This is a genomic window from Pseudomonadaceae bacterium SI-3 (assembly GCA_004010935.1).
GTDB lineage: Bacteria > Pseudomonadota > Gammaproteobacteria > Pseudomonadales > Pseudomonadaceae > Stutzerimonas.
Genome location: CP026511.1, coordinates 1,958,214 through 1,981,335, shown reverse-complemented (window position 1 = coordinate 1,981,335; position 23,122 = coordinate 1,958,214). Strand labels below are relative to the sequence as shown.

The following is a 23,122-nucleotide window of genomic DNA, read 5'->3' as shown; positions in this document are numbered from 1 at the left end:
GAAGACGCAGCGCCCAGCCATGCATGAATCCAACGAAGCCGTCCGAACACCGGGCGTTGCCCTTAATCCAGAACGACATCAAACGGCAAGTCCCTGTTCTTCGAATACAGCACCAGCAGGCGCTCCCTGATGTGCGCCAGCCGGCTCGAGATCCACCGATTCAATACTTCGTCAGGGTCTACCAGCAGTTTTTCCTTCGCACATGCGGTCGCGCCGTTGATTTCGACATAACGCCTCGCGATCTCCAGCACTTCAGCGTCATCGAGATGGTCGAGCATGATCGACACGTTCGGTGGCGGCACCTCTCGGTGGTCGAGCGCATATTCGATGGCCAATATGTCGTTGAGACTCTGCAAGTAGGTACGCAACCTGACATTGCCCGGTTCAATCAGGTAATGCTGAAGTCTCCCCTGGGTCGTCACGAAGCGACGCTTGCAGAAGTCATAGACGCGCAGCAGTTCTTTCATCTCCGAGAAACGGGCATGTATGCTGCCAAAGCGATCGGTAACTACCCCCTCCCCGTAATAGAACATGTCGGAAAAAAGCGAAGCCACCTTGGGCGAGTTATCACCGGGGATCACGCCGATATCGAATGAAGGGTCATGTACGGTCAACGAGTTGAGGTGATAGGGGTAGGAGCGAACAAATACCAACTCGGGCATGTCGGCGAACCTGCGCGAGCACAACTCGATATTTGCCAGCAGCAGATTCACCTGCCCAGCGATGTGCAAGGCTCCCGACAATGGCGTCTTGTTGTTGAGCACATCATATTGCTCGAGCGACAGCGTGCCCTGCGGCTCGTAGAGTGCCAGCAAATCATGATCCGACGACGCGTTGCCCATTCCGAGCGGAATTGAGCCCATGGGCGCATAGCCCAGTATGCGTACTGAACAGTGCTTTTCCGTCTGCTCGATGGCAGCGTCGACCTGCTCCTGCAGATCAGGGTTCGCGCACCTTTCAATCAGCTGTACGCGCATCACTGAGGCCCCCGCCCATCCAGCAGGAAATCATATTTTTCCGGCGTAGTGTCCTGCTGGATAAAACGATCGGCAATTCGATAAAGGCACCTGATTCGTCGATCGAACTCGCTCTCCTGATACGCGTAGCAGATCGAACAACCCAAGAGGGCAAACGCCTGGGCCAGTGGCTCGAGATCAGCGCATTCGACCCGCAGAATGACGCCCTTGAGACTGACCCGGCCAGTATTGCTGAAATTCGCCAGCACGAACGAGCGACACAATTTCAGCAGTGTTTCGTAATAGGCGCTTTCCGCGTGGTACGGCGCCTTCAGAAAGTACGGGTGCATTACCGGATAGGGAAGTTCGGTGACACTCGTTTGCATCATGTGCTCGATCAACGACTGCAGAGCAGGACGATTGAGGTAGGTCTCATAATCGCTGACCGACAACCGAAGCGGAATCAGCGAGCGTTTGCGATGGATCAGGAAAGCTGCGCGATGCTTGCCACTGTCCATGTTGAAGTGCCCTTCATCCTCATTCCAGTCGGCGTTGACCGCGTGATTCAGAAAAAACAGAGGATCGATGGATTCAGTCTGCCGCATGCGCTCATACACCTGCCTGCGACTTTTCAGTACGTTATCTATCCATGCGGCCGTTTGGCCGATGCCGAACTGTTCGGCAGCGTTACGACAATACAGATCGATATAGTGATCTGGAGTCGCATCAGCCTCACCATCGAACCACTTGAACAGTTCTAGGTAGGGAAACAGCGTGAGCACCGGACTGTCCTTGAACAGCCCGTTGCCGTTGCGGCGTGCAAACGCGAGCAGTGCCGGTACCCATGCCAGCACCTCATCCGCCGCGACCTCGATGAGCGCATCGTCCTGGTATGCAGGGCGAAACAGGCCGTCCAGCTCGGGAGCCGCAGTGGGTAAACTCAGTCGTTCGCCAATGATGTTGTTGTAAACCCTCGCCATCGCGGCGCGGTCCTCTTCAGACCGCCACGACATGTTGGAGCCGTCCACGGGGCAGAAGATGACATGCCCGAACCCTTCGGCAGCCAAACTCAATGCGATGCTTTCATGCTCGAAGATGTTGTTCACGCAGACAATCACGAGGGCCTGCTTGTCAGCTGCGGCGGAACTCATGACCGGTATGCCCTCGTGAACGCCTATCTCGGCAGCACGTTTATCGATGAAGCCGATGATATTGCAGTCACTTCGTAGATAGCGCGAAACCATGGTGCCACGATGGGCCGCACCGTAGAGAATGACCGGCGTGTGCGCTGTCCACATCATAGAGGGCAAACTTCCTTAACCAGGTGCATAAACTCGGCGTCCGGCTCGCGTTCACGAACCGGAAACGACATGAACGCTGGATGCTTCACGACGGCAGGTAGTGTTTGCAGAGTCCGACAATGATCCATCAGAGCCTGCGCCTGCCGCTCACGGAAATAGGCCTCCCACTCGTCTTTCTTCATCTTGAGCGGAATGCCATCGAAACCCTGACGTTCAAGATAGAACGCGCGGTGAGAGCCATCGAGGATATTGAAACGGTGCAACGCCTCGTCGAACACAGCGACGGACGCGGCCTCGCGGTAGTAGTCGCTCAAGTCGAAGAATGTCTTGGAGCGGTAGAACTCCACCTGCTCCTGAGTAAAGAGTTCATCGAACGGAAGCAGCGTCTTGACGACAGGATCATCCAGGCGCACGTTCGTCGCCTTGTCGATGAGGTCCTGCGACTGGCCTTGCCACTTGAAGTAGTCGGCGTAGTCGTGATCGATACCATCGTAAGAGCGCCGCACGGTATACACGTAGTCCTTGTGTACGATGGAAGTCACATAGTCTGACAACGTACTCAGAATGTAGTCCGCGGCTCGAACGGTATACAGCTCGTCAAAACTCGCGCATGGCGTAGCATAATCCCCGGAATAGAAGGCATTCCAAGCACGCGTCATGGCAGCAGCCTTCTCTCCACGGAGAAAAACCGGCAGGTGAAGAATCGTCGTATAACCAACGCTACGCAGAACACCTGCGATCTCGGGATGAGCAAGGCCATTGCCTATCGCCACAAAGACCAGCAGGTTACCGTGCTGCTGCAGGCATGCCTCGACACTCATTACCGGCACAGGTGCATCCGTCACACCTTCGGGCTTGCGATCAATGATGGCGCGCACATCCACGCCGTGCTGCAGCAAGCGCCGACAGAATCCGACACCTATCTGACCACCGCCGTAGACAACGACAGACTCAGCCATCGAAGAAAGTTCGTTCATTGATCGCACCTGCAATTTCCTTGTAAAGCGACCGGCGCGTATTTCACTGCCAGCGTGCGGGTCATGATCGTCCGGGTACGGCGTAGAGCACCACATCGAAGGTACTTGGCGAGTGACAGCGCAGGTAGAGTCGATAACCCAGGTCGTAGTCCTGTAGTTGCTCAGCTATCTCCCAGAGATGCTCAGCGCGGTGATAGATGCTGATGGCCAGACGGGGTCGATTTATGCGCAGAAGATTCTCCGCGCCGCGCAGTGCTGCAGGCTCTTCACCTTCCACATCCATCTTGATGAAGTTGGGAGCAAAACCTGGCAACGCGTCATCCAGACGCACACAGCACACGGGATTGCCGCCCGATTCGATGAGGTGACCGCCCGCCCCCAATGCAGGATCATAACCACTCACTCGGTTGCTGTCCGACACACCGCAGGGGAAATGGATGGCTCCGGGAACCGAGCCGAGATGCGCTGTCAGGTATCGATAGTTGTCCAGATCCGGCTCGAACGTCGCCAGGCTGGCGAAGCGAACGCCCGCGCCCAGAAACGACTGGACCGTATCTCCGGTGTAGGCACCGCAGTCGATGAAACGCAGCGGTTCGGGTAGGCGAGGCAGGTCGCCGGGAAAGTACTGTTGGGCGGAAATCGCTGGCAGACAGCGAGGGTCACCCAGGGTGCGATACTCCAAGATCGCGTCCAGCAGCGTCTTGCTGGCTTCATCGGCCAGAATCGCGCGTAACGAGGCGATACGAGGAGCGTGCCGCTCGTAGAACTTTGGCTCGACCAGCCAATAACGAAATGGCTGGTCCTGAGGGTAAAGGCGAACGAACTCCACCATGCTGACGATGCGGGCGTAACCGAGGGCCTCGAGGTCGTCGAAAATGTCCCGGGTATCCACATGGGCGTTGAACACACCGATCAACACGCACGCTGCGCTTGGATCGTGACTGGCCGCCCAACGCTGGGCACTGTAGACAGGCAGGCCATCGACCTCATCCAGGCTTTCATCCCGATCAAGAAAAGCGTCCACGGACTGACCGCGAACCGCCAGATAATCACGTACCCGCCGTCCCGCAAGCCGTGCCCCGTAAATCAACAACTGATCCAGGCCGAACTCATTCGCCATGGTCCGCCACCTTGATCAGGACTGCGTGTCCATTGAGGTTATGCACGAAGCGATAGCCCTGGTGCTGCGTCACGAACTCATTGACCATGCGCGTGACCCCCTCACAGCCATAGAAACCGTAATCGTCGAAAATGACCACGCCACCTCTCACGAGCCGGGGCGCCGCCCAGAGCAGTACATCGCGAGCGGAGTCGAAGACATCCACGTCGATGTGCACCAGTGCCAGCCTGTCGCTGATCAGTTCCGCATTGTGTTCCGGGAACATACCGACCAGTACGCGAACCCGCTCCGCCACCTGGCAACGCTCAGCCAATCCGACAACCAGATCGACCCCGGTATCAGCATGCTCCCCTCCACGGTAACTGGTGTCGTGCGAACTGGCCTTGACCACACCGCTGAAGGTATCGGCCAGGAACACACTGCGCCGCTCTCGCAAGTCAGCCATCGCCATCAGACATCCCGAGCCACCGCGCCACACGCCGACTTCCAGGAAATCACCGTCAACGTCGCCTAGCTGGCGAACCAGCGTCCACAATTCATACAAGCGCATCATGTCGACCAGGGTGTGATCGCGCACGGCCTCGTACACCTCGCGAAACGCGGCGTCATTGACCCATGGCGCGTGGCTGGCCATGGGCATAACACGCGCATGGCGCACTTCTGGTGATTTTTCATGAGCCCAGTCAGGCTGGCCACGCAGGTAGCCATAGCACAGACCGGTCAGACGACGCTTGAGCCACGCCTTCATGCGGGAGGTTCCAGCGATACAGCCATCTGTTGTGCCAGTTCCTCGCGGCTAAGGAAGGGATACAGGTCTTCCAGGGCGCCCGTTACCGGCTTGCCATTCTCGTCGATGCGCGTCATCACCCGAGGCACACGCGGCTCCTCGACCTGCACCAGCACCTCGCAGATCACCGGACCATCGCGATCCAGCACCCTTTGCAGGTTGTCCTGCAGATTGGTATGCGACTCGATACGTGCGTAACCCACACCATAGGCGCTAGCCAACTGCGCCAGATCCGGCAATTGCAAGCCGCTGCTGGCATCAGCGCCGACCAGCAGCTTGAAGTGCGCGCTTTGCGATGCACGAATCGAGGCATAGCCCTGATTGTTGATGACGAAGCACTTGATCGGCAGCCGCTGTGCAGCAAGGGTCGCCAGCTCCTGAACGTTCAGTTGCAAGCCACCATCACCTTCGACACACACAGTCGGCTGGCGACCGGAGGCCAGGCAGGCGCCAATCGCCGACGGGATACCAAAGCCCATCGACCCGGTACCACGGTTATGGAAGCAGCGCTGGCCCTTCTTCAGACGCAGGTTGAGCAGGAACAACTCCGACGCGAAGCCTGAACTGCCCGGCGCGATCACGTCCCCTTCGTTGAGCTGCGAGGACAACTGATCGGTGAAGTAATACATGCTTACACCCTGGCTGTCGTCGGCATGCTCGGCTTGCAGCAGCGGATATTGCTTGCGCCAATCAGCGATGCGCGCCAACCAGTCGGCGTAGGACGGCAGCCGATCACGGGAAACCTTCGCCGCCAGTGCCTCGATGAAGGGTTTGACATCGGAGACCACCGACACCTCGATGGGCATCTGCAACTTGGCGATTTCCGCCGGATCGATGTCCACCACGACCTTCTTCGCGTATGGGGCGAAATGTGCGTGGTTATATGCGGTCAGCGCCATGTCCAGACGTGAGCCGAGGACAATCAGCAGGTCGCAGTTCTGCAGGGCGAAATTGGCCCAGCGGGGGGCGATTGAGCCGGGACGGCCGCCGTACAGAGGATGTTCGTCCTCAATGATGTCCATGGCCAGCCAGGTCGGCATGACCGGTACGCCCGCGGCGTCGATCAGCTGGTTGAACGCCTCGACCGCACCGGCCATGCGAATGCCGCTACCGGCGATGATGCCCGGGCGCTTGGCCTGGCGCAGTAGTGCCACGGTCTGCGCCACAGCCGCGCTGATATCCGATTGTTCGGTCGCCACAGGCGGTTGCGCCCGACGCAAGGTGGCGGGATCGACCTGCGCAGCCTGCACGTCCAGCGGCACGTCCAGCCACACCGGGCCACGACGGCCGCTAAGCGCAGCATGCTCGAGCTGGTCGAAAACCTCGGCTACCGCTTCTGGATCGGTCAGGGTGACGGCCGCCTTGGTGATCGGCTGGACGATCGAAACGATATCGGCCTCCTGCACACCCAGCATGCGCAAGCCGGTGCCTGCTTTGAGATCGGCGCTCTTGACCTGGCCGGAAACGAAGAACACCGGCGTGGAGTCCAACCAGGCACCGAGTACCGCGGTCACGGTATTGGTCGCCCCCGGGCCGCACGTCGTCATGCAGGCGGCAGGGCCACCGGTGAGTTTGCCTGCAGCTTCGGCAGCAATGGCGGCAGCCTGCTCATGCAGGCAAAGCACGGGCTCCAGGTCGGGATGACGCCCCAGAGCGTCATTGAGGTGCATCGCGCCACCGCCCGGCAGGAAGTAGACCTGCCCGACCTTCAAGCGCGCCAGGCGCTCCATGATGTAATCCGCGACACGGACAGTCTGAGTCACGTTCAATACCTCTCGAAACCGGCGCTCAAGCGAGCCGAGTCAGAAATTGCAGCGCTGACCAAAAGCCGGCGCCATGATCCTTGTGCCCCTGCCAAACTTCGGGGATGAAGCTGACCTGCGGGTGCTGGCAAATCTGCGCCCAGGTGGCCGGCCAGTCGATATCGCCGGTGCCCATCAGCACGCCTTCGCCATTGATGCCTTTGGCATCGGCCACATGCAGGTGCGCCGAATGCGGCAGCAGCAGCGCCAGCGCCTGCTGGAAGTCGAGGCCGAAGTGAAAGCAGGTCATCTGCAGGTGCGACAGATCCAGGCACAGACGCAGGCCATGGTCGCGTGCCTGGGCGGCCAGCTCCTCGGGCATCATGAAGATGTTCTGGTAACGTTGACCACCGAAATGCCAGGGGAACGGCGCCATGTTCTGCGGGATCAGTTCGGTGCCGGCGAAATCCACCTGACGGCAGGCCTCGTGGAAGCGCTCGTAAAGTTCCGGGCGCATCGCCTGCGGGCGCGGCTCGTCGGCGGAAAAGCCACCAATGTTGGCAACGATCAGGCGCGCATCGGCATTGGGGAAGAATTCGCCCATTTGCAGGGTCGCGTCCACCACCCGCTGCAGGTTGTCGATCGAACGCTGGCGATAGGCCGGGTCGTCCGAGGCCAGATCCAGCAGCTCGCTGTTCTCGAACAGCTCTGGCGCGTGCACCACCAGGCGCGAACAGTCGACCTCGGCGAGAAACGGCTGTGGTTTGAGGCTGAGGTCACGGTAGGACAGGTGGAACTCGAACAGATCCGGGCTGATCCGTCGGCGGTAATCGAGGAAGTCGTGATAGCGCACCGGCACCCCCCAGCGGATCGGCAGGTCGAACGCCAGGCCCTGCTCCTGGGCCTGCTCGCTCAGGTCACTGTCGAAGAGAAAATCGCCCAAAGCGATATCGCGACCAGCCGGTTTGCCCAACAGCTCCGGCAAACGATACGGCGGGAGGCCCTGACCAGGGCTGGCGATACGCAACATTGACGCGTCCATGACGGTGCCACGGGTGATGTCGCATGCGGCGATCACGCTCTTGCCGAGGTTCTCACGGTTGAGCAGCTCGCCCTGACTGGCATGGCGACCCGGACCTTGCCAAGGCAATGCCAGCTCCAGTTGACGGATGCCGTCGACCAGTTGGCGAAACTCGCTCGGTTCCAGGCTGGCCAGGTGGTCCGGCCCCTCCATACCGCGATCCAGGGTGATGTGCCGCTCCACCAGCTTGGCACCCAGCGCGACTGCACCGAGGGTAATGGCGATGCCACGCTCATGACCGGAATAGCCGATCAGACCGTGTAATTCCTGTAAGCGCCGCAGATAGCCAAGCTGGATATCGGACTCGGGGGCGGGATAGGCGCTGTTGCAATGCAGCAGCGCGAATGGCGTACCCAGCGCATTCAACTGTTCAATGGCTCGCACGATTTCGTGCTCAAAGGACATGCCGGTGGACAGGATCAGGGGTTTGCCCAGACTCGCGGCTTTAGCAATCAGGTAGGGGTTGCACAGATCGGCCGAGGCGATCTTCAGCGCGGCCACATCAAAGTCGGCCAGCGCGTCGACACTGGGTTCATCCCACGGCGTGCATAGGTAGGTAATACCCTTCTGCGCGCAATAGGCGCGCACCTCGCGGTGTTCATCGAGGCTGAGCTCCACCTTGTCCAGCAAGTCCTGAATGTACTCAACGCCCAGATCCTCGGCGCGCGAGCCATCGGCCTTGCGCCGATACAGGGCGTCACGGTTGCGCAGTTGGAACTTGACGCAATCGGCACCGGCCTCGATGGCTGCATCGACCAGTTGCCGAGCCAGCTCCAGCGAACCGTTGTGATTGTTGCCGACTTCGGCAATGACGTAGACGCGCTCGCCGCCAACCGGGAAGCCGTCGATGTGAAATGGGGTCATTGGATTTTCGTTCGCCATGAGGTCACGCCGCTCGATTCGAAGCGGAAGTTCTGGGTCTGACAGCCCAGCGCGCCGACGGCGCTGACCACGCGCTGGCGGTGCTGGGGCTGGACGTAGAACAGGAAAAAGCCGCCGCCACCAGCGCCCAGCAGCTTGCCGCCACAGGCTCCGGCAGCCAGTGCGGCCGCGTAGATGTCGTCAAGCCGGCCATCGCTGATGGCCGAGGAAAAGCGCTTCTTCAATTGCCAGGCTTCGTCCAGGCAGGTGCCGAACGCCTTGAGCTCCCCCCGGATAAGAAAGTGGTGCATGCGCCGACACAGGGTAACGCTGGCGCTGAGCAGTTCGGTTTGCGACAGCTCGGCCTCGATCTCCTCACGCTGCAGTTCGTGCAGGCGCCCGGAGTCATGCGAGATGCCGGTGTCGCACAGCACCAAACAGGACTCCAGTTCGTTGCGGATGGAGCCCTCCAGGCGAATGGGATGGACGAGATTGCGCCGGTTCTCGAACTCGATCAGGTTGAAGCCACCGAAGGCCGACGCGTACTGATCCTGCCAGCCACCGGCGATGCCGAAGCACAGACGCTCGGCCTGAAACGCCAGCTCGGCGATCTCGTAGGTGTTCCAGCGATCCTGACGCAGCTCGTTGAACACCGCGATGGTCGCGGTAGTGGCCGCCGACGAGCCGCCCAGGCCAGAGCCAACGGGAAAATCCGAACGCAGGTAAAGGTCGAAGCCGTATTTGGGCTTGATCACCGCGACAATGGTGGCCAGCAGGCTCTTCTCCGGCGCGGCCAGCAACTCGGCCAGGGAGCTATAGTGTTCCTCACGGCCAAGATCCTCGGCGTAGATGCTGATACGGCCATCATCACGCGGAATCAGGGTGGCATGGGCATACAGGCCCACGGTGCAGCTGAGCACTGCCGCCGAGTGGTCGATGAAGAAATAGGTGAGATCGGCACCGCCACCGCAGAAGCTCATGCGCACGGGCGAACGGGCGCGTGCCAGGACGGGCACCTCGGCGCTGGCGGCCATCTGCCGGGTGTATACCTCCACCAGACGGCCTTGTTCATCGAGGCCTGGTAGAGCGATGTACCCCAGGTCGAAAGCCTTGAGCAGGTCTTCACGCGGCGCGCCTATACGCACCGAACGAAACTCCTCGTTCATGCAGGCGGTCACCGGCTCGTCCGTCTTGCCGCCCTGCAGCAGGTGGCGGCGCACGTCACCGTTGGTCACCACCCCCAGCAGGCGCATATGCTCGTCTACCACGAAGGCGATCTGCAGGGTGCCGGCCTCGATGCATTCGACGGCATCGAGGATGCTCTGCTGCTCACGGATACGGAGGGCTTGCACGAGCAGACTCATGACCGAGATTCCATCCAAAAATCATTGGTATATTGGTCAAGCGACTCCGGCGTGCCGATATCGATGAAGCGACCGCTGTACTCGATGACGTTCAAAGTCTCACGGGCCAGCAACTCGGGCAGTAGTTCCTGCTCCATTGAGCAGGCTCGTACGGCGGCGCTCGCGAAGGTTTCACAGGTGAAAGCGTAGACGCCCGCATTGATCAGGCCTGGTCCTTCGCGGCCCTTTTCCAGTAGCGCACACAACCGACCCTCGGCACCGACCTCTAGGCTACCGTAGCGGCTACGATCCTCCACCCGCACAGCCAGCAGCGCATTGCCCTGCCCCTGCCCCTGCCCCTGCCCCTGCCCCTGCAGCATAAGCCCGTAGCCTTCGGCGTCGAGAAAGGTGTCGGCGTTGAGCACCAGATACCGGTCCGGCGCCGGCTGCTCACGCAGCGCATTGAGCAAGGCTCCGCCCGTGCCCATCGGGCTGGGCTCGACCACCAGCATCAGTCGCAGCCCGGCGTCCCGCGCCAGAGCCGCCAGTTGTTCAGCGACCTGCTCGGCCCGGTAGTGAGCGCAAAGCACGACCTCGCTGACGCCGGCCCCCGCCAGTTGACGCAGCACGCGCGCCAGAAAGGGCTCGCCATGCACCGGCACCAACGCCTTCTGCGCGTCCGTCACGCTGCGCAGGCGCGTGCCGAAACCACCGCACAGCACGTAAGCGCGCATCAGCGCAGCCTCCGCACATAAGTTTCCAGGCTGCGCGCCGCATGCTCCAGATGATCCTCGGACAGCCCCGGCCACAAGCCGATCCAGAAGGTGTCACGCATCGCCTTGTCGCTCATCGTCAGCTCACCGCACACGCGGTACTCCTGGCCCTGCATGTAAGGCTGGCGCGTCAGGTTGCCGGCGAACAGCAGGCGCGTGCCCACACGTTGCTCATCCAGATAACGCAGCAGCCCGACCCGCTCGATGCCGCAACCATCGCGCAGGGTCAATGGGAAACCGAACCAGGAAGGGTCGCTACCAGGTGTGGCGTGTGGCAGGATCAGCTGATCGCCGCAGCCGGCCAGCCGCTCACTGAGCCAGGCGAAGTTGCGCTTGCGCGCAGCGATGAAGTCATCCACCCGGTCCATTTGCGCCAGGGCGCAGGCAGCTTGCATATCGGTAATCTTGAGATTGTAGCCAAGGTGCGAATAGGTGTACTTGTGGTCGTACCCTTCGGGAAGATCACCCAGTTGCCAGCAGAATCGCTTGCCGCATGTGTTGTCCTCGCCAGGTGCGCAGTAGCAATCCCGCCCCCAGTCACGGAAGGATTCAACAATGCGTTTGAGCAATGGCGAATCGGTAAACACCGCGCCGCCCTCGCCCATGGTGATGTGATGCGCCGGATAGAAGCTAAGGGTGCCAATATCGCCGAAGGTGCCTACCTGACGTCCGTCGTAGGTTGAACCAAGGGCGTCGCAGCAATCTTCAATCAGCCACAATCCATAGCGATCGCACAGATCGCGAATGACCTTGAGATCAAACGGATTGCCCAGCGTGTGGGCGAGCATGATGGCCTTGGTGCGCGGCCCGATAGCCGCCTCTACCTGAGCTGGGTCAATGTTGTAAGTTCCCAGTTCGACGTCGACGAACACTGGTACAGCGCCAAATTGCAGGATGGGATTGACCGTGGTTGGAAATCCGGCTGCCACACCGATCACTTCGTCACCCTTACGGATTGCTCGGTCGCCCAGACGAGGCGAAGTCAGCGCCGAAAAGGCCAGCAGATTCGCTGAAGAGCCGGAGTTGGTGGTCAATACGCTGCGGCGGCCGAGATACCGGGCGAGGCGTTTTTCAAAAGCCTCATTAAAACGCCCTGTGGTCAGCCAGCCGTCCAACACGGCCTCTGTCATAGTTTGGAGCTCACCCGCACCGATTACCTTCCCGGATGCAGGCACCGCAACCTGGCCAGGTACGAACGGAACTGTGGCCAAATGCTGCTCTGCGTAGCGACCGACCAGCTCACTTATCTGCTGGCGCAACTGCTGCGCCGTCTGTTCACTCATCGGTTTCGCCTTGATATGCCGCGATCTGGCCGCGGGTGAATGTGTGCATGTCCGCGTCAGTAAGCCAGGCGGCGTGCCAATCCAGGGTACGCCTGACGGTCTGATCCAACGTCCAGCGAGGCCGCCAACTCAGCACCCTCCGCGCCTTGGCGGAATCCAATGCAAGCAAGCCAGCTTCGTGCGGTTGCGCAAGCGGTTCGATCTTCCAATGCGCCACGCCCTCCCAGCCCCGCGCCAACTTTTCAACCAGCTCACCAACACTGACAAGCGCATCAGCATCAGGACCAAAGTTCCAGGCCGAGGCCATCGTGTCGCCCTGCTCTATCAAGGCTTGAGCCAAGGACAAATAACCACTCAGAGGTTCGAGTACATGCTGCCATGGCCGCACGGCGTGAGGATAGCGCAGGCTCAACGACTCACCGGCCTGCCAGGTACTTAGGATATCGGGAACCAGACGGTCAGCTGCCCAATCACCACCACCGAGTACATTGCCAGCACGCGCCGTGGCCAGAGCTACGCCTTTTTTTCGAAGGTAGGAATCGCGCCAGGACGCGCAAAGTATCTCCGTACACGCTTTGCTGCTGCTGTACGGATCATGCCCGCCAAGAGCGTCCTGCTCACGGTACGGCCAGACCCACTCACGATTGTCATAGCACTTGTCAGTGGTCACGACCACGACGGCTCGCACTGAATCGCATTGACGCACCGCCTCGAGCAGGTTGACCGTGCCCATCACGTTGATCGCGTAGGTTTCCGCTGGCAGCCGATAAGATTCACGCACCAGCGGCTGGGCGGCCAAATGCAAAATGATTTCAGGCTGGAAGTTGGTGACGGCGCAGAGCACGCGCTTCGCATCGCGAATATCGGCCAATGTTCCGGGCACTTTTTCATGCAAACCTGCTACTTGCCAGAACGCTGGGCTGGTATTGGCAGGCAGCGCGTAGCCTTGCACTTCGGCCCCTAGCTCTTGCAGCCACATGGTCAACCAGCCGCCCTTGAAGCCGGTATGTCCGGTAAGAAAGACTCGGCGGCCCGCCCAGAATGCCGGGCTCACGACCATAGTCGCCACTCCGCCTGGCCGCTTTTCCATCGATCTTCGAGCAAGTTGCGGTCGCGCAACGTATCCATCGGATGCCAGAAACCTCGGTGCAGGTGGCTCATCAACTGGCCTTCATCGGCCAATTGCCGCATGGGTTCATCCTCCCAAGTAGTGGCGTCAGCATCGATGTAGTCAATAACAGCGGGCTCCAGCACGAAAAAGCCACCATTGATCCAACCGCCGTCACCTAGCGGCTTTTCCTGAAAGCCCCGCACTTGGTCCCCTTGCACATTTAACGCGCCGTAGCGACCGGGCGGCTGTACCGCTGTAACCGTGGCGAGTTTTCCATGCCCATAGTGAAAGTCGATCAACTTGAGGATATCGACATTCGCAACGCCGTCGCCGTAGGTAAGGCAAAACGTTTCTTCGCTCAGATACTCCCTTACACGCTTCAACCGCCCCCCGGTCCCGGTACCCTCTCCAGTGTCGACTAAGGTCACCCGCCAGGGTTCCGCGTGTCGATTATGGATATGCATCCGGTTCTCTGCCATGTCCAACGTGACGTCGGACATGTGAAGGAAATAGTTGGCGAAATATTCCTTTATGATGTAGCCCTTGTAGCCTAGGCAGATCACGAAATCATTGATCCCGAAGTGGGAGTAAATCTTCATGATGTGCCAAATAATTGGCTTACCACCTATTTCGATCATTGGCTTGGGCTTGAGATGAGACTCTTCGCTGATACGAGTTCCTAAACCCCCCGCGAGAATCACCGCCTTCATTTTTCTATTCCGCCGCGTTGCTTCGCCTCGGAAGCGTTTAGTAAATACGTCATAAAATTGACCGCCAATTTTGATATCAATTTTAAGCAAATTTTAAGCCAACCTGAAGCTAAACCCTAGTTAGAACACGACCGCCACGAAACATTGGTAGCTAGCCACGGCCACGCTCGTCGAGCGCTTTTCTGTAGCCCAAAGACAAACCCCCGATCCTCTTACGAAGATCGGGGGTTTGGTGTAGAAGCTTGACGATGACCTACTCTCACATGGGGAAACCCCACACTACCATCGGCGATGCGTCGTTTCACTACTGAGTTCGGGATGGGATCAGGTGGTTCCAACGCTCTATGGTCGTCAAGCAATTCGGTTGGGGAGTCGGTTTTGAGTCGCTTCCCCTAATTGGGTATGTGATGGTGTTTCGGTATTGCTTTCGCTTTGCGAGCGTTGCGTCTTTTCGGTTTGTTGTCGACTTCAACCGTCTGACACACAAACAACAAATTGTTTGGGTGTTATATGGTCAAGCCTCACGGGCAATTAGTATTGGTTAGCTCAACGCCTCACAGCGCTTACACACCCAACCTATCAACGTCGTAGTCTTCGACGGCCCTTCAGGGAGCTCAAGGCTCCAGTGAGATCTCATCTTGAGGCAAGTTTCCCGCTTAGATGCTTTCAGCGGTTATCTCTTCCGAACATAGCTACCCGGCAATGCCACTGGCGTGACAACCGGAACACCAGAGGTTCGTCCACTCCGGTCCTCTCGTACTAGGAGCAGCCCCTCTCAAATCTCAAACGTCCACGGCAGATAGGGACCGAACTGTCTCACGACGTTCTAAACCCAGCTCGCGTACCACTTTAAATGGCGAACAGCCATACCCTTGGGACCGGCTTCAGCCCCAGGATGTGATGAGCCGACATCGAGGTGCCAAACACCGCCGTCGATATGAACTCTTGGGCGGTATCAGCCTGTTATCCCCGGAGTACCTTTTATCCGTTGAGCGATGGCCCTTCCATACAGAACCACCGGATCACTAAGACCTACTTTCGTACCTGCTCGACGTGTCTGTCTCGCAGTCAAGCGCGCTTTTGCCTTTATACTCTACGACCGATTTCCGACCGGTCTGAGCGCACCTTCGTACTCCTCCGTTACTCTTTAGGAGGAGACCGCCCCAGTCAAACTACCCACCATACACTGTCCTCGATCCGGATAACGGACCAGAGTTAGAACCTCAAAGTTGCCAGGGTGGTATTTCAAGGTTGGCTCCACGCGAACTGGCGTCCACGCTTCAAAGCCTCCCACCTATCCTACACAAGCAAATTCAAAGTCCAGTGCAAAGCTATAGTAAAGGTTCACGGGGTCTTTCCGTCTAGCCGCGGATACACTGCATCTTCACAGCGATTTCAATTTCACTGAGTCTCGGGTGGAGACAGCGCCGCCATCGTTACGCCATTCGTGCAGGTCGGAACTTACCCGACAAGGAATTTCGCTACCTTAGGACCGTTATAGTTACGGCCGCCGTTTACCGGGGCTTCGATCAAGAGCTTCGCTTGCGCTAACCCCATCAATTAACCTTCCGGCACCGGGCAGGCGTCACACCCTATACGTCCACTTTCGTGTTTGCAGAGTGCTGTGTTTTTAATAAACAGTCGCAGCGGCCTGGTATCTTCGACCGGCATGAGCTTACGGGGTAAACCCTTCACCCTCACCGGCGCACCTTCTCCCGAAGTTACGGTGCCATTTTGCCTAGTTCCTTCACCCGAGTTCTCTCAAGCGCCTTGGTATTCTCTACCCAACCACCTGTGTCGGTTTGGGGTACGGTTCCTAGTTACCTGAAGCTTAGAGGCTTTTCCTGGAAGCATGGCATCAACCACTTCTCCTTCTAAAAGAAGGATCGTCATCAGTTCTCGGCATTAAGATCCCGGATTTACCTAAGACCTCTGCCTACCACCTTAAACTTGGACAACCAACGCCAAGCTGGCCTAGCCTTCTCCGTCCCCCCATCGCAGTAACTAGAAGTACGGGAATATTAACCCGTTTCCCATCGACTACGCTCTTCAGCCTCGCCTTAGGGACCGACTCACCCTGCGTCGATTAACGTTGCGCAGGAACCCTTGGTCTTTCGGCGTGGGAGTTTTTCACTCCCATTGTCGTTACTCATGTCAGCATTCGCACTTCTGATACCTCCAGCAAGCTTCTCAACTCACCTTCACAGGCTTACAGAACGCTCCTCTACCGCTCATCTTACGATGAACCCGTAGCTTCGGTACCTGGTTTGAGCCCCGTTACATCTTCCGCGCAGGCCGACTCGACTAGTGAGCTATTACGCTTTCTTTAAAGGGTGGCTGCTTCTAAGCCAACCTCCTAGCTGTCTGAGCCTTCCCACATCGTTTCCCACTTAACCAGGATTTTGGGACCTTAGCTGACGGTCTGGGTTGTTTCCCTTTTCACGACGGACGTTAGCACCCGCCGTGTGTCTCCCGTGCTGACACTTGCTGGTATTCGGAGTTTGCATCGGTTTGGTAAGTCGGGATGACCCCCTAGCCGAAACAGTGCTCTACCCCCAGCAGTGATACACGAGGCGCTACCTAAATAGCTTTCGAGGAGAACCAGCTATCTCCGAGCTTGATTAGCCTTTCACTCCGATCCACAGGTCATCCGCTAACTTTTCAACGGTAGTCGGTTCGGTCCTCCAGTTAGTGTTACCCAACCTTCAACCTGCCCATGGATAGATCGCCCGGTTTCGGGTCTATTCCCAGCGACTAGACGCCCTATTAAGACTCGCTTTCGCTACGCCTCCCCTATTCGGTTAAGCTCGCCACTGAAAATAAGTCGCTGACCCATTATACAAAAGGTACGCAGTCACCTAACAAAGTAGGCTCCCACTGCTTGTACGCATACGGTTTCAGGATCTATTTCACTCCCCTCTCCGGGGTTCTTTTCGCCTTTCCCTCACGGTACTAGTTCACTATCGGTCAGTCAGTAGTATTTAGCCTTGGAGGATGGTCCCCCCATATTCAGACAAAGTTTCTCGTGCTCCGTCCTACTCGATTTCACTTCTAAGACCTTTTCGCGTACAGGGCTATCACCCACTATGGCCGCACTTTCCAGAGCGTTCCGCTAAAATCAAAGAAGCTTAAGGGCTAGTCCCCGTTCGCTCGCCACTACTAAGGGAATCTCGGTTGATTTCTTTTCCTCAGGGTACTTAGATGTTTCAGTTCCCCTGGTTCGCCTCACACACCTATGTATTCAGTGTGTGATAACCATCTTATGATGGCTGGGTTCCCCCATTCAGACATCTCCGGATCAAAGTCTGTTTGCCGACTCCCCGAAGCTTTTCGCAGGCTACCACGTCTTTCATCGCCTCTGACTGCCAAGGCATCCACCGTATGCGCTTCTTCACTTGACCATATAACCCCAAGCAATCTGGTTATTGTCTAATAACGTGAAGACGACATTCGCCGAAAATCCGCAATTTTACTCGCAAATTTTACCTTGACTTGAATAATCACCAGTGAAAGTGACCACTCAAATCTACTTCTATCACATACCCAAATTTTTAAAGAACAGTTACTGGCGCAAAGACCAGAAATCAATACACTCCCTAAGGAATCTATTCATTTCTGTGCTTTCAAGCGATGGTGAGAATAATGGTGGAGCCAAGCGGGATCGAACCGCTGACCTCCTGCGTGCAAAGCAGGCGCTCTCCCAGCTGAGCTATGGCCCCATCTACAGATCGGCCACATCCCATGACAATTGGTGGGTCTGGGCAGATTCGAACTGCCGACCTCACCCTTATCAGGGGTGCGCTCTAACCAACTGAGCTACAGACCCAATCGTCTCTCTCGGGTCGAAACCCAATCGCTTTTCGCTAGTGAATCAAGCAATTCGTGTGGGAACTTATGAAGAAGCTGAAGTCTTCGATTAAGGAGGTGATCCAGCCGCAGGTTCCCCTACGGCTACCTTGTTACGACTTCACCCCAGTCATGAATCACTCCGTGGTAACCGTCCTCCCGAAGGTTAGACTAGCTACTTCTGGAGCAACCCACTCCCATGGTGTGACGGGCGGTGTGTACAAGGCCCGGGAACGTATTCACCGTGACATTCTGATTCACGATTACTAGCGATTCCGACTTCACGCAGTCGAGTTGCAGACTGCGATCCGGACTACGATCGGTTTTATGGGATTAGCTCCACCTCGCGGCTTGGCAACCCTTTGTACCGACCATTGTAGCACGTGTGTAGCCCAGGCCGTAAGGGCCATGATGACTTGACGTCATCCCCACCTTCCTCCGGTTTGTCACCGGCAGTCTCCTTAGAGTGCCCACCATAACGTGCTGGTAACTAAGGACAAGGGTTGCGCTCGTTACGGGACTTAACCCAACATCTCACGACACGAGCTGACGACAGCCATGCAGCACCTGTGTCAGAGTTCCCGAAGGCACCAATCCATCTCTGGAAAGTTCTCTGCATGTCAAGGCCTGGTAAGGTTCTTCGCGTTGCTTCGAATTAAACCACATGCTCCACCGCTTGTGCGGGCCCCCGTCAATTCATTTGAGTTTTAACCTTGCGGCCGTACTCCCCAGGCGGTCGACTTAATGCGTTAGCTGCGCCACTAAGATCTCAAGGATCCCAACGGCTAGTCGACATCGTTTACGGCGTGGACTACCAGGGTATCTAATCCTGTTTGCTCCCCACGCTTTCGCACCTCAGTGTCAGTATTAGCCCAGGTGGTCGCCTTCGCCACTGGTGTTCCTTCCTATATCTACGCATTTCACCGCTACACAGGAAATTCCACCACCCTCTGCCATACTCTAGCTTGCCAGTTTTGGATGCAGTTCCCAGGTTGAGCCCGGGGCTTTCACATCCAACTTAACAAACCACCTACGCGCGCTTTACGCCCAGTAATTCCGATTAACGCTTGCACCCTTCGTATTACCGCGGCTGCTGGCACGAAGTTAGCCGGTGCTTATTCTGTCGGTAACGTCAAAACACTAACGTATTAGGTTAATGCCCTTCCTCCCAACTTAAAGTGCTTTACAATCCGAAGACCTTCTTCACACACGCGGCATGGCTGGATCAGGCTTTCGCCCATTGTCCAATATTCCCCACTGCTGCCTCCCGTAGGAGTCTGGACCGTGTCTCAGTTCCAGTGTGACTGATCATCCTCTCAGACCAGTTACGGATCGTCGCCTTGGTGAGCCATTACCTCACCAACTAGCTAATCCGACCTAGGCTCATCTATTAGCGCAAGGCCCGAAGGTCCCCTGCTTTCTCCCGTAGGACGTATGCGGTATTAGCGTTCCTTTCGAAACGTTGTCCCCCACTAATAGGCAGATTCCTAGGCATTACTCACCCGTCCGCCGCTGAATCATGGAGCAAGCTCCACTCATCCGCTCGACTTGCATGTGTTAGGCCTGCCGCCAGCGTTCAATCTGAGCCATGATCAAACTCTTCAGTTCAATACTGCATGGGTTTTGAGAAAACCCTAAACTTGGCTCAGCAATCGCAATCTCTTCTAAAGGTTACCCTCAAGAAGAGCACTCAATGATTTCTCGTTGAGCATTTGTGATGCTGATAATCTTGCTGACTACCAGTCTTACCTCACAAGCACCCACACGAATTGCTTGATTCAGTTGTTAAAGAGCGTTTCGATCAAGTCTTTCGTCTCAACCGAGGCCGCGCATTCTACAGCAGCCTTGTGTCCCGTCAAGCTGTTTTTGAAGAAGTTTTTCTTTCTTCTCAACCGCTTGCGCTTCCGATCAACCTAGCGTCTCTCGTCAGCGGGAGGCGAATCATACAGCGTATAAAACCGCTGTCAACCACCTCTTTCAACCGCTTCCGATCAACCTGACCGAAGCCACCAACAGGACTCAACCACCACCCTGCCAGCCCGGCGCATTCTACTCGAATTCGCCATCCGTGCAACCCTTTATTTTCGCTAACTTCTTGATTTACAAGAGGTTTCGCTAAAGACCTGCGCCGGAGAAGGTGCGCATTATAGGCACCCAGAAACTCACGTCAACCGTTGTTTTGAGCTTTGTTGATTATTCACCTGCTGGGTCTGGCGATCATGTTCCTATATAGATGTAGAGGCTTCAAAGTCTGCCCAGGCTTTCTTCAAACCGGGATCGACAGGCTTTACACTCATCCCCCTCGTCTCTATGTACCCGATGATCCAGATGCCTAACACTTCTGCCGAGCCGCTCGACCTCTTGCTATTTCCGACCTGGCTTGTCCCGGTCGAGCCAGCTGGTGTTGTGCTGAAGAACCATGCGTTGGGAATCCGTGACGGGCGCATCGTGCTGATAGCACCCCGTGAACACGCCGGACAGCACGTGGCCAAAGAGACGCGTGACCTTTCTGGAATGCTTCTTGCGCCAGGGCTTGTAAATGCTCACGGCCACGCAGCTATGACCCTTTTCCGCGGTCTGGCTGATGATCTACCGCTGATGACCTGGCTGCACGAGCATGTCTGGCCGGCAGAAAGCAGGTGGGTCGACGAGGCGTTTATCAAAGCAGGCACCGAGCTGGCTATCGCGGAACAGCTGCAGAGCGGGATTACCTGTTTTTCTGATATGTACTTCTTTCCTGAGGTCGTCAGCCAACTCGTACATAAACACGGGGTTCGCGCGCAAATAACGATTCCGGTTCTGGACTTTCCTATTCCTGGGGCCCGCAACGCCGACGAGGCGCTTCGTAAAGGTGTTGGGCTGTTCGACGACCTCAAACACCATCCACGCCTAAGTATCGCCTTTGGCCCCCACGCTCCCTATTCGGTCAGCGACGATAAGCTGGAAAGCATCCGGACATTGGTCGCAGAAATGGACATCGGCATACATATGCATGTCCATGAGACTGCACATGAGGTGGAAGAAGCGCTGAACCACTATGGTGAGCGCCCGCTTGCACGCTTGGCGCGCCTACAGCTTTTAGGGCCTCGCTTTCAAGCCGTGCACATGACCCAGGTAAACGACGACGACGTTGCTCTGCTGGTCGAACATAACTGCAGCGTGATCCATTGCCCTGAGTCCAACCTGAAATTGGCCAGCGGTTTTTGTCCTGTGGAGCGTTTGTGGGAAGCCGGCGTGAATGTGGGCATCGGCACTGATGGAGCGGCCAGCAACAACGATCTCGACCTGCTGGGAGAAACCCGCACCGCGGCACTGCTTGCTAAGGCCGTTTCGGGATCGGCGACCGCTCTTAATGCCCATCGCGCGCTGCGTATGGCCACGCTCAACGGTGCACGCGCTCTTGGGCTGGACGATCACACCGGATCGCTCGAGATCGGGAAATTCGCGGATCTAGTGGCCTTCGATTTATCGCGCCTAGCACAGCAGCCCGTTTATGATCCCGTATCCCAACTTATTTATTCCAGCGGCCGAGACTGCGTGCGTCATGTCTGGGTTGCCGGTAAGCAACTGCTCGACGACCGTCATCTCACCCGCATGGACGAGGAGCAGCTCATCGCCACCGCCCAGGAATGGGGAGAGAAGATCAGCTCAAAACACTGAGACGGGGCTACCCTCAGTTTTAACCACCGCGACAAACTGACTTACACGAAGCGTTTCAGTAGATGTCCCGCATCTGACCGAACCTGGCAACATGGGCCTCTGCTGCTCAAGCTTCCCCCTCAGGCTTATAAATGGAACAGACAATGAGCAACGTCGACCACGCCGAAATCGCCAAATTTGAAGCTCTCGCCCATCGCTGGTGGGACCGCGAAAGCGAGTTCAAACCGCTGCACGAGATCAATCCGCTCAGGGTCAACTGGATTGATGAGCACGTATCGCTAGCCGGTAAAAAGGTCCTGGACGTTGGCTGCGGAGGCGGAATTCTCAGCGAAGCCATGGCTCAGCGCGGCGCTACGGTGACGGGTATCGACATGGGCGAGGCACCCTTGTCGGTTGCCCGTCTGCATTTGCTGGAGTCGGAGTTAGAGATCGAGTACCGGCAGATCACTGCTGAGGCCTTGGCAGAAGAAATGCCAGAGCAGTTCGATGTAGTGACCTGCCTTGAGATGCTTGAGCATGTCCCTGATCCCGCCTCTGTGATTCGCGCGTGCTACAAGATGGTAAAGCCTGGCGGACAGGTGTTCTTTTCAACGATAAACCGCAATCCGAAGGCCTATGCGTTCGCAATCGTCGGCGCGGAATACGTGCTGCAACTGTTGCCGCGTGGCACACATGATTATCGCAAGTTCATCCGCCCATCCGAACTGGGCGCCTGGAGCCGCGAAGTCGGGCTTCTGGTGAAGGACATAATCGGCCTGACATACAACCCCCTGACGAAGCACTACAAGCTCTCACCTGACGTGGATGTGAACTACATGATCCAGACACTGCGGGAGGCCTGATGCGTCTGCGCGCAGTGTTATTCGATATGGACGGCACGCTGCTCGATACCGCTCCGGACTTTATCGCCGTGGCTCAGGCTATGCGCATGGCGCGCGGCCTAGATCGTGTTCCCGATCAGCAGGTGCGTGACGTCGTTTCCGGTGGTGCTCGGGCGATGGTACTCAGCGCCTTTGACGTCGACCCGCTTTCTGATGAGTTTGAGATACTTCGACTGGAGTTTCTGGAGCGATATCAACGGCACTGTGCCGTTGAGAGCAAGCTATACGAAGGGATGGCAGAACTGCTGAGCGAGATCGAGCAGGCAGACCTGATCTGGGGTGTGGTCACCAACAAGCCGGTGCGTTTCGCCGAGCCGATCATGCAGCAATTGGGCCTGGCCTCTCGCTCCGCTGTTCTGGTCTGCCCCGATCATGTCAGCCAGAGTAAACCCGACCCTGAGCCTATGCTGTTGGCCTGTAGCCAACTCGACCTCGACCCTGCAACGGTCCTGTTCGTTGGGGATGATCTTCGCGATATCGAGTCCGGCCGTGCAGCAGGTAGCCGTACGGCCGCCGTGCGTTACGGCTACATCCACCCCGATGACGATCCGGATACCTGGGGCGCAGACGTGGTGGTGAATCATCCGCTCGAGCTCCGTCAGTTTCTCGAGCTGCGAACGCTGGACTGACCCTTCCCAGCCATCACTTTCTTCCGACAACCTTCAGTGGGCAATTGCCCCGCTCTGTTTA

The 23,122-nt window shown here is 57.4% G+C and carries 15 protein-coding genes, 2 tRNA genes, 3 rRNA genes and 1 pseudogene; 4 read left to right on the top strand and 17 right to left on the bottom strand.

What is annotated here, in order from left to right; all coding sequences use genetic code 11:
- Positions 1-62 precede the first annotated feature (62 nt).
- The 17 genes from C1896_09510 to C1896_09430 all read right to left on the bottom strand — a co-directional run bounded on the left by C1896_09510 (position 63) and on the right by C1896_09430 (position 19,499).
- Entirely contained in the window at positions 63-977 is a 915-nt protein-coding gene (locus C1896_09510) for a hypothetical protein (GenBank protein ID AZZ45121.1), read from the bottom strand.
- The gene (locus tag C1896_09505; GenBank protein ID AZZ45120.1) at positions 977-2,257 is read right to left on the bottom strand and encodes a hypothetical protein; all 1,281 of its coding nucleotides are present in this window, start codon (positions 2,255-2,257) and stop codon (positions 977-979) included. Before C1896_09505 ends, C1896_09510 begins: the two co-directional genes overlap by 1 nt.
- Positions 2,254-3,078, bottom strand: coding sequence for a hypothetical protein (locus C1896_09500; protein AZZ47597.1), 825 nt, complete (start codon positions 3,076-3,078; stop codon positions 2,254-2,256). Before C1896_09500 ends, C1896_09505 begins: the two co-directional genes overlap by 4 nt.
- Positions 3,079-3,295: 217 nt before the next feature.
- Positions 3,296-4,354 carry an FkbM family methyltransferase gene (locus C1896_09495; GenBank protein AZZ45119.1) on the bottom strand — a complete coding sequence of 353 codons (1,059 nt, stop codon included), beginning with the start codon at positions 4,352-4,354 and terminating at the stop codon, positions 3,296-3,298.
- The gene (locus C1896_09490; protein AZZ45118.1) at positions 4,344-5,102 is read right to left on the bottom strand and encodes a hypothetical protein; all 759 of its coding nucleotides are present in this window, start codon (positions 5,100-5,102) and stop codon (positions 4,344-4,346) included. The genes C1896_09495 and C1896_09490 overlap by 11 nt, the downstream gene beginning before the upstream one ends.
- Positions 5,099-6,871: a thiamine pyrophosphate-binding protein gene (locus C1896_09485; GenBank protein AZZ45117.1), complete on the bottom strand. Its 1,773-nt coding sequence runs from the start codon at positions 6,869-6,871 to the stop codon at positions 5,099-5,101. The genes C1896_09490 and C1896_09485 overlap by 4 nt, the downstream gene beginning before the upstream one ends.
- A gap of 58 nt (positions 6,872-6,929) precedes the next feature.
- The gene (locus C1896_09480; GenBank protein ID AZZ45116.1) at positions 6,930-8,828 is read right to left on the bottom strand and encodes an acetylneuraminic acid synthetase; all 1,899 of its coding nucleotides are present in this window, start codon (positions 8,826-8,828) and stop codon (positions 6,930-6,932) included.
- Positions 8,825-10,189, bottom strand: coding sequence for a sugar kinase (locus C1896_09475; protein ID AZZ45115.1), 1,365 nt, complete (start codon positions 10,187-10,189; stop codon positions 8,825-8,827). Before C1896_09475 ends, C1896_09480 begins: the two co-directional genes overlap by 4 nt.
- Positions 10,186-10,902, bottom strand: coding sequence for an HAD family hydrolase (locus C1896_09470; protein ID AZZ45114.1), 717 nt, complete (start codon positions 10,900-10,902; stop codon positions 10,186-10,188). Before C1896_09470 ends, C1896_09475 begins: the two co-directional genes overlap by 4 nt.
- Positions 10,902-12,224 (bottom strand): lipopolysaccharide biosynthesis protein RfbH, encoded by a 1,323-nt coding sequence (locus C1896_09465; protein ID AZZ45113.1) that lies wholly within the window; start codon positions 12,222-12,224, stop codon positions 10,902-10,904. The genes C1896_09470 and C1896_09465 overlap by 1 nt, the downstream gene beginning before the upstream one ends.
- Entirely contained in the window at positions 12,217-13,284 is a 1,068-nt protein-coding gene (gene rfbG / locus C1896_09460) for a CDP-glucose 4,6-dehydratase (GenBank protein AZZ45112.1), read from the bottom strand. Before rfbG ends, C1896_09465 begins: the two co-directional genes overlap by 8 nt.
- Positions 13,275-14,045 carry a glucose-1-phosphate cytidylyltransferase gene (rfbF, locus tag C1896_09455; GenBank protein ID AZZ45111.1) on the bottom strand — a complete coding sequence of 257 codons (771 nt, stop codon included), beginning with the start codon at positions 14,043-14,045 and terminating at the stop codon, positions 13,275-13,277. The genes rfbG and rfbF overlap by 10 nt, the downstream gene beginning before the upstream one ends.
- 240 nt (positions 14,046-14,285) lie before the next feature.
- A 5S ribosomal RNA gene (rrf, locus tag C1896_09450) occupies positions 14,286-14,401 on the bottom strand.
- A 137-nt stretch (positions 14,402-14,538) separates the two neighbouring features.
- A 23S ribosomal RNA gene (locus C1896_09445) occupies positions 14,539-17,453 on the bottom strand.
- Between the two features lie 235 nt (positions 17,454-17,688).
- Positions 17,689-17,764, bottom strand: a tRNA-Ala gene (locus C1896_09440).
- Positions 17,765-17,794: 30 nt separating this feature from the next.
- Positions 17,795-17,871: transfer RNA gene (locus C1896_09435), tRNA-Ile, on the bottom strand.
- Between the two features lie 90 nt (positions 17,872-17,961).
- A 16S ribosomal RNA gene (locus tag C1896_09430) occupies positions 17,962-19,499 on the bottom strand.
- Together the 16S, 23S and 5S rRNA genes with 2 tRNA genes alongside form the textbook arrangement of a ribosomal RNA operon.
- Positions 19,500-19,608: 109 nt before the next feature.
- Between C1896_09430 and C1896_09425 the strand changes: the two are divergent.
- From C1896_09425 to C1896_09410, 4 genes and pseudogenes are all read left to right on the top strand, one after another.
- Positions 19,609-20,010: pseudogene (locus C1896_09425) on the top strand (hypothetical protein).
- A 209-nt stretch (positions 20,011-20,219) separates the two neighbouring features.
- Positions 20,220-21,551 (top strand): N-ethylammeline chlorohydrolase, encoded by a 1,332-nt coding sequence (locus tag C1896_09420; GenBank protein ID AZZ47596.1) that lies wholly within the window; start codon positions 20,220-20,222, stop codon positions 21,549-21,551.
- Positions 21,552-21,694: 143 nt separating this feature from the next.
- Positions 21,695-22,393, top strand: coding sequence for a bifunctional 2-polyprenyl-6-hydroxyphenol methylase/3-demethylubiquinol 3-O-methyltransferase UbiG (locus C1896_09415; protein AZZ45110.1), 699 nt, complete (start codon positions 21,695-21,697; stop codon positions 22,391-22,393).
- On the top strand, positions 22,393-23,061 hold the full coding sequence (locus C1896_09410; protein AZZ45109.1) for an N-acetylmuramic acid 6-phosphate phosphatase MupP: 669 nt from the start codon (positions 22,393-22,395) through the stop codon (positions 23,059-23,061). The genes C1896_09415 and C1896_09410 overlap by 1 nt, the downstream gene beginning before the upstream one ends.
- The last annotated feature ends 61 nt before the right edge of the window (positions 23,062-23,122 follow it).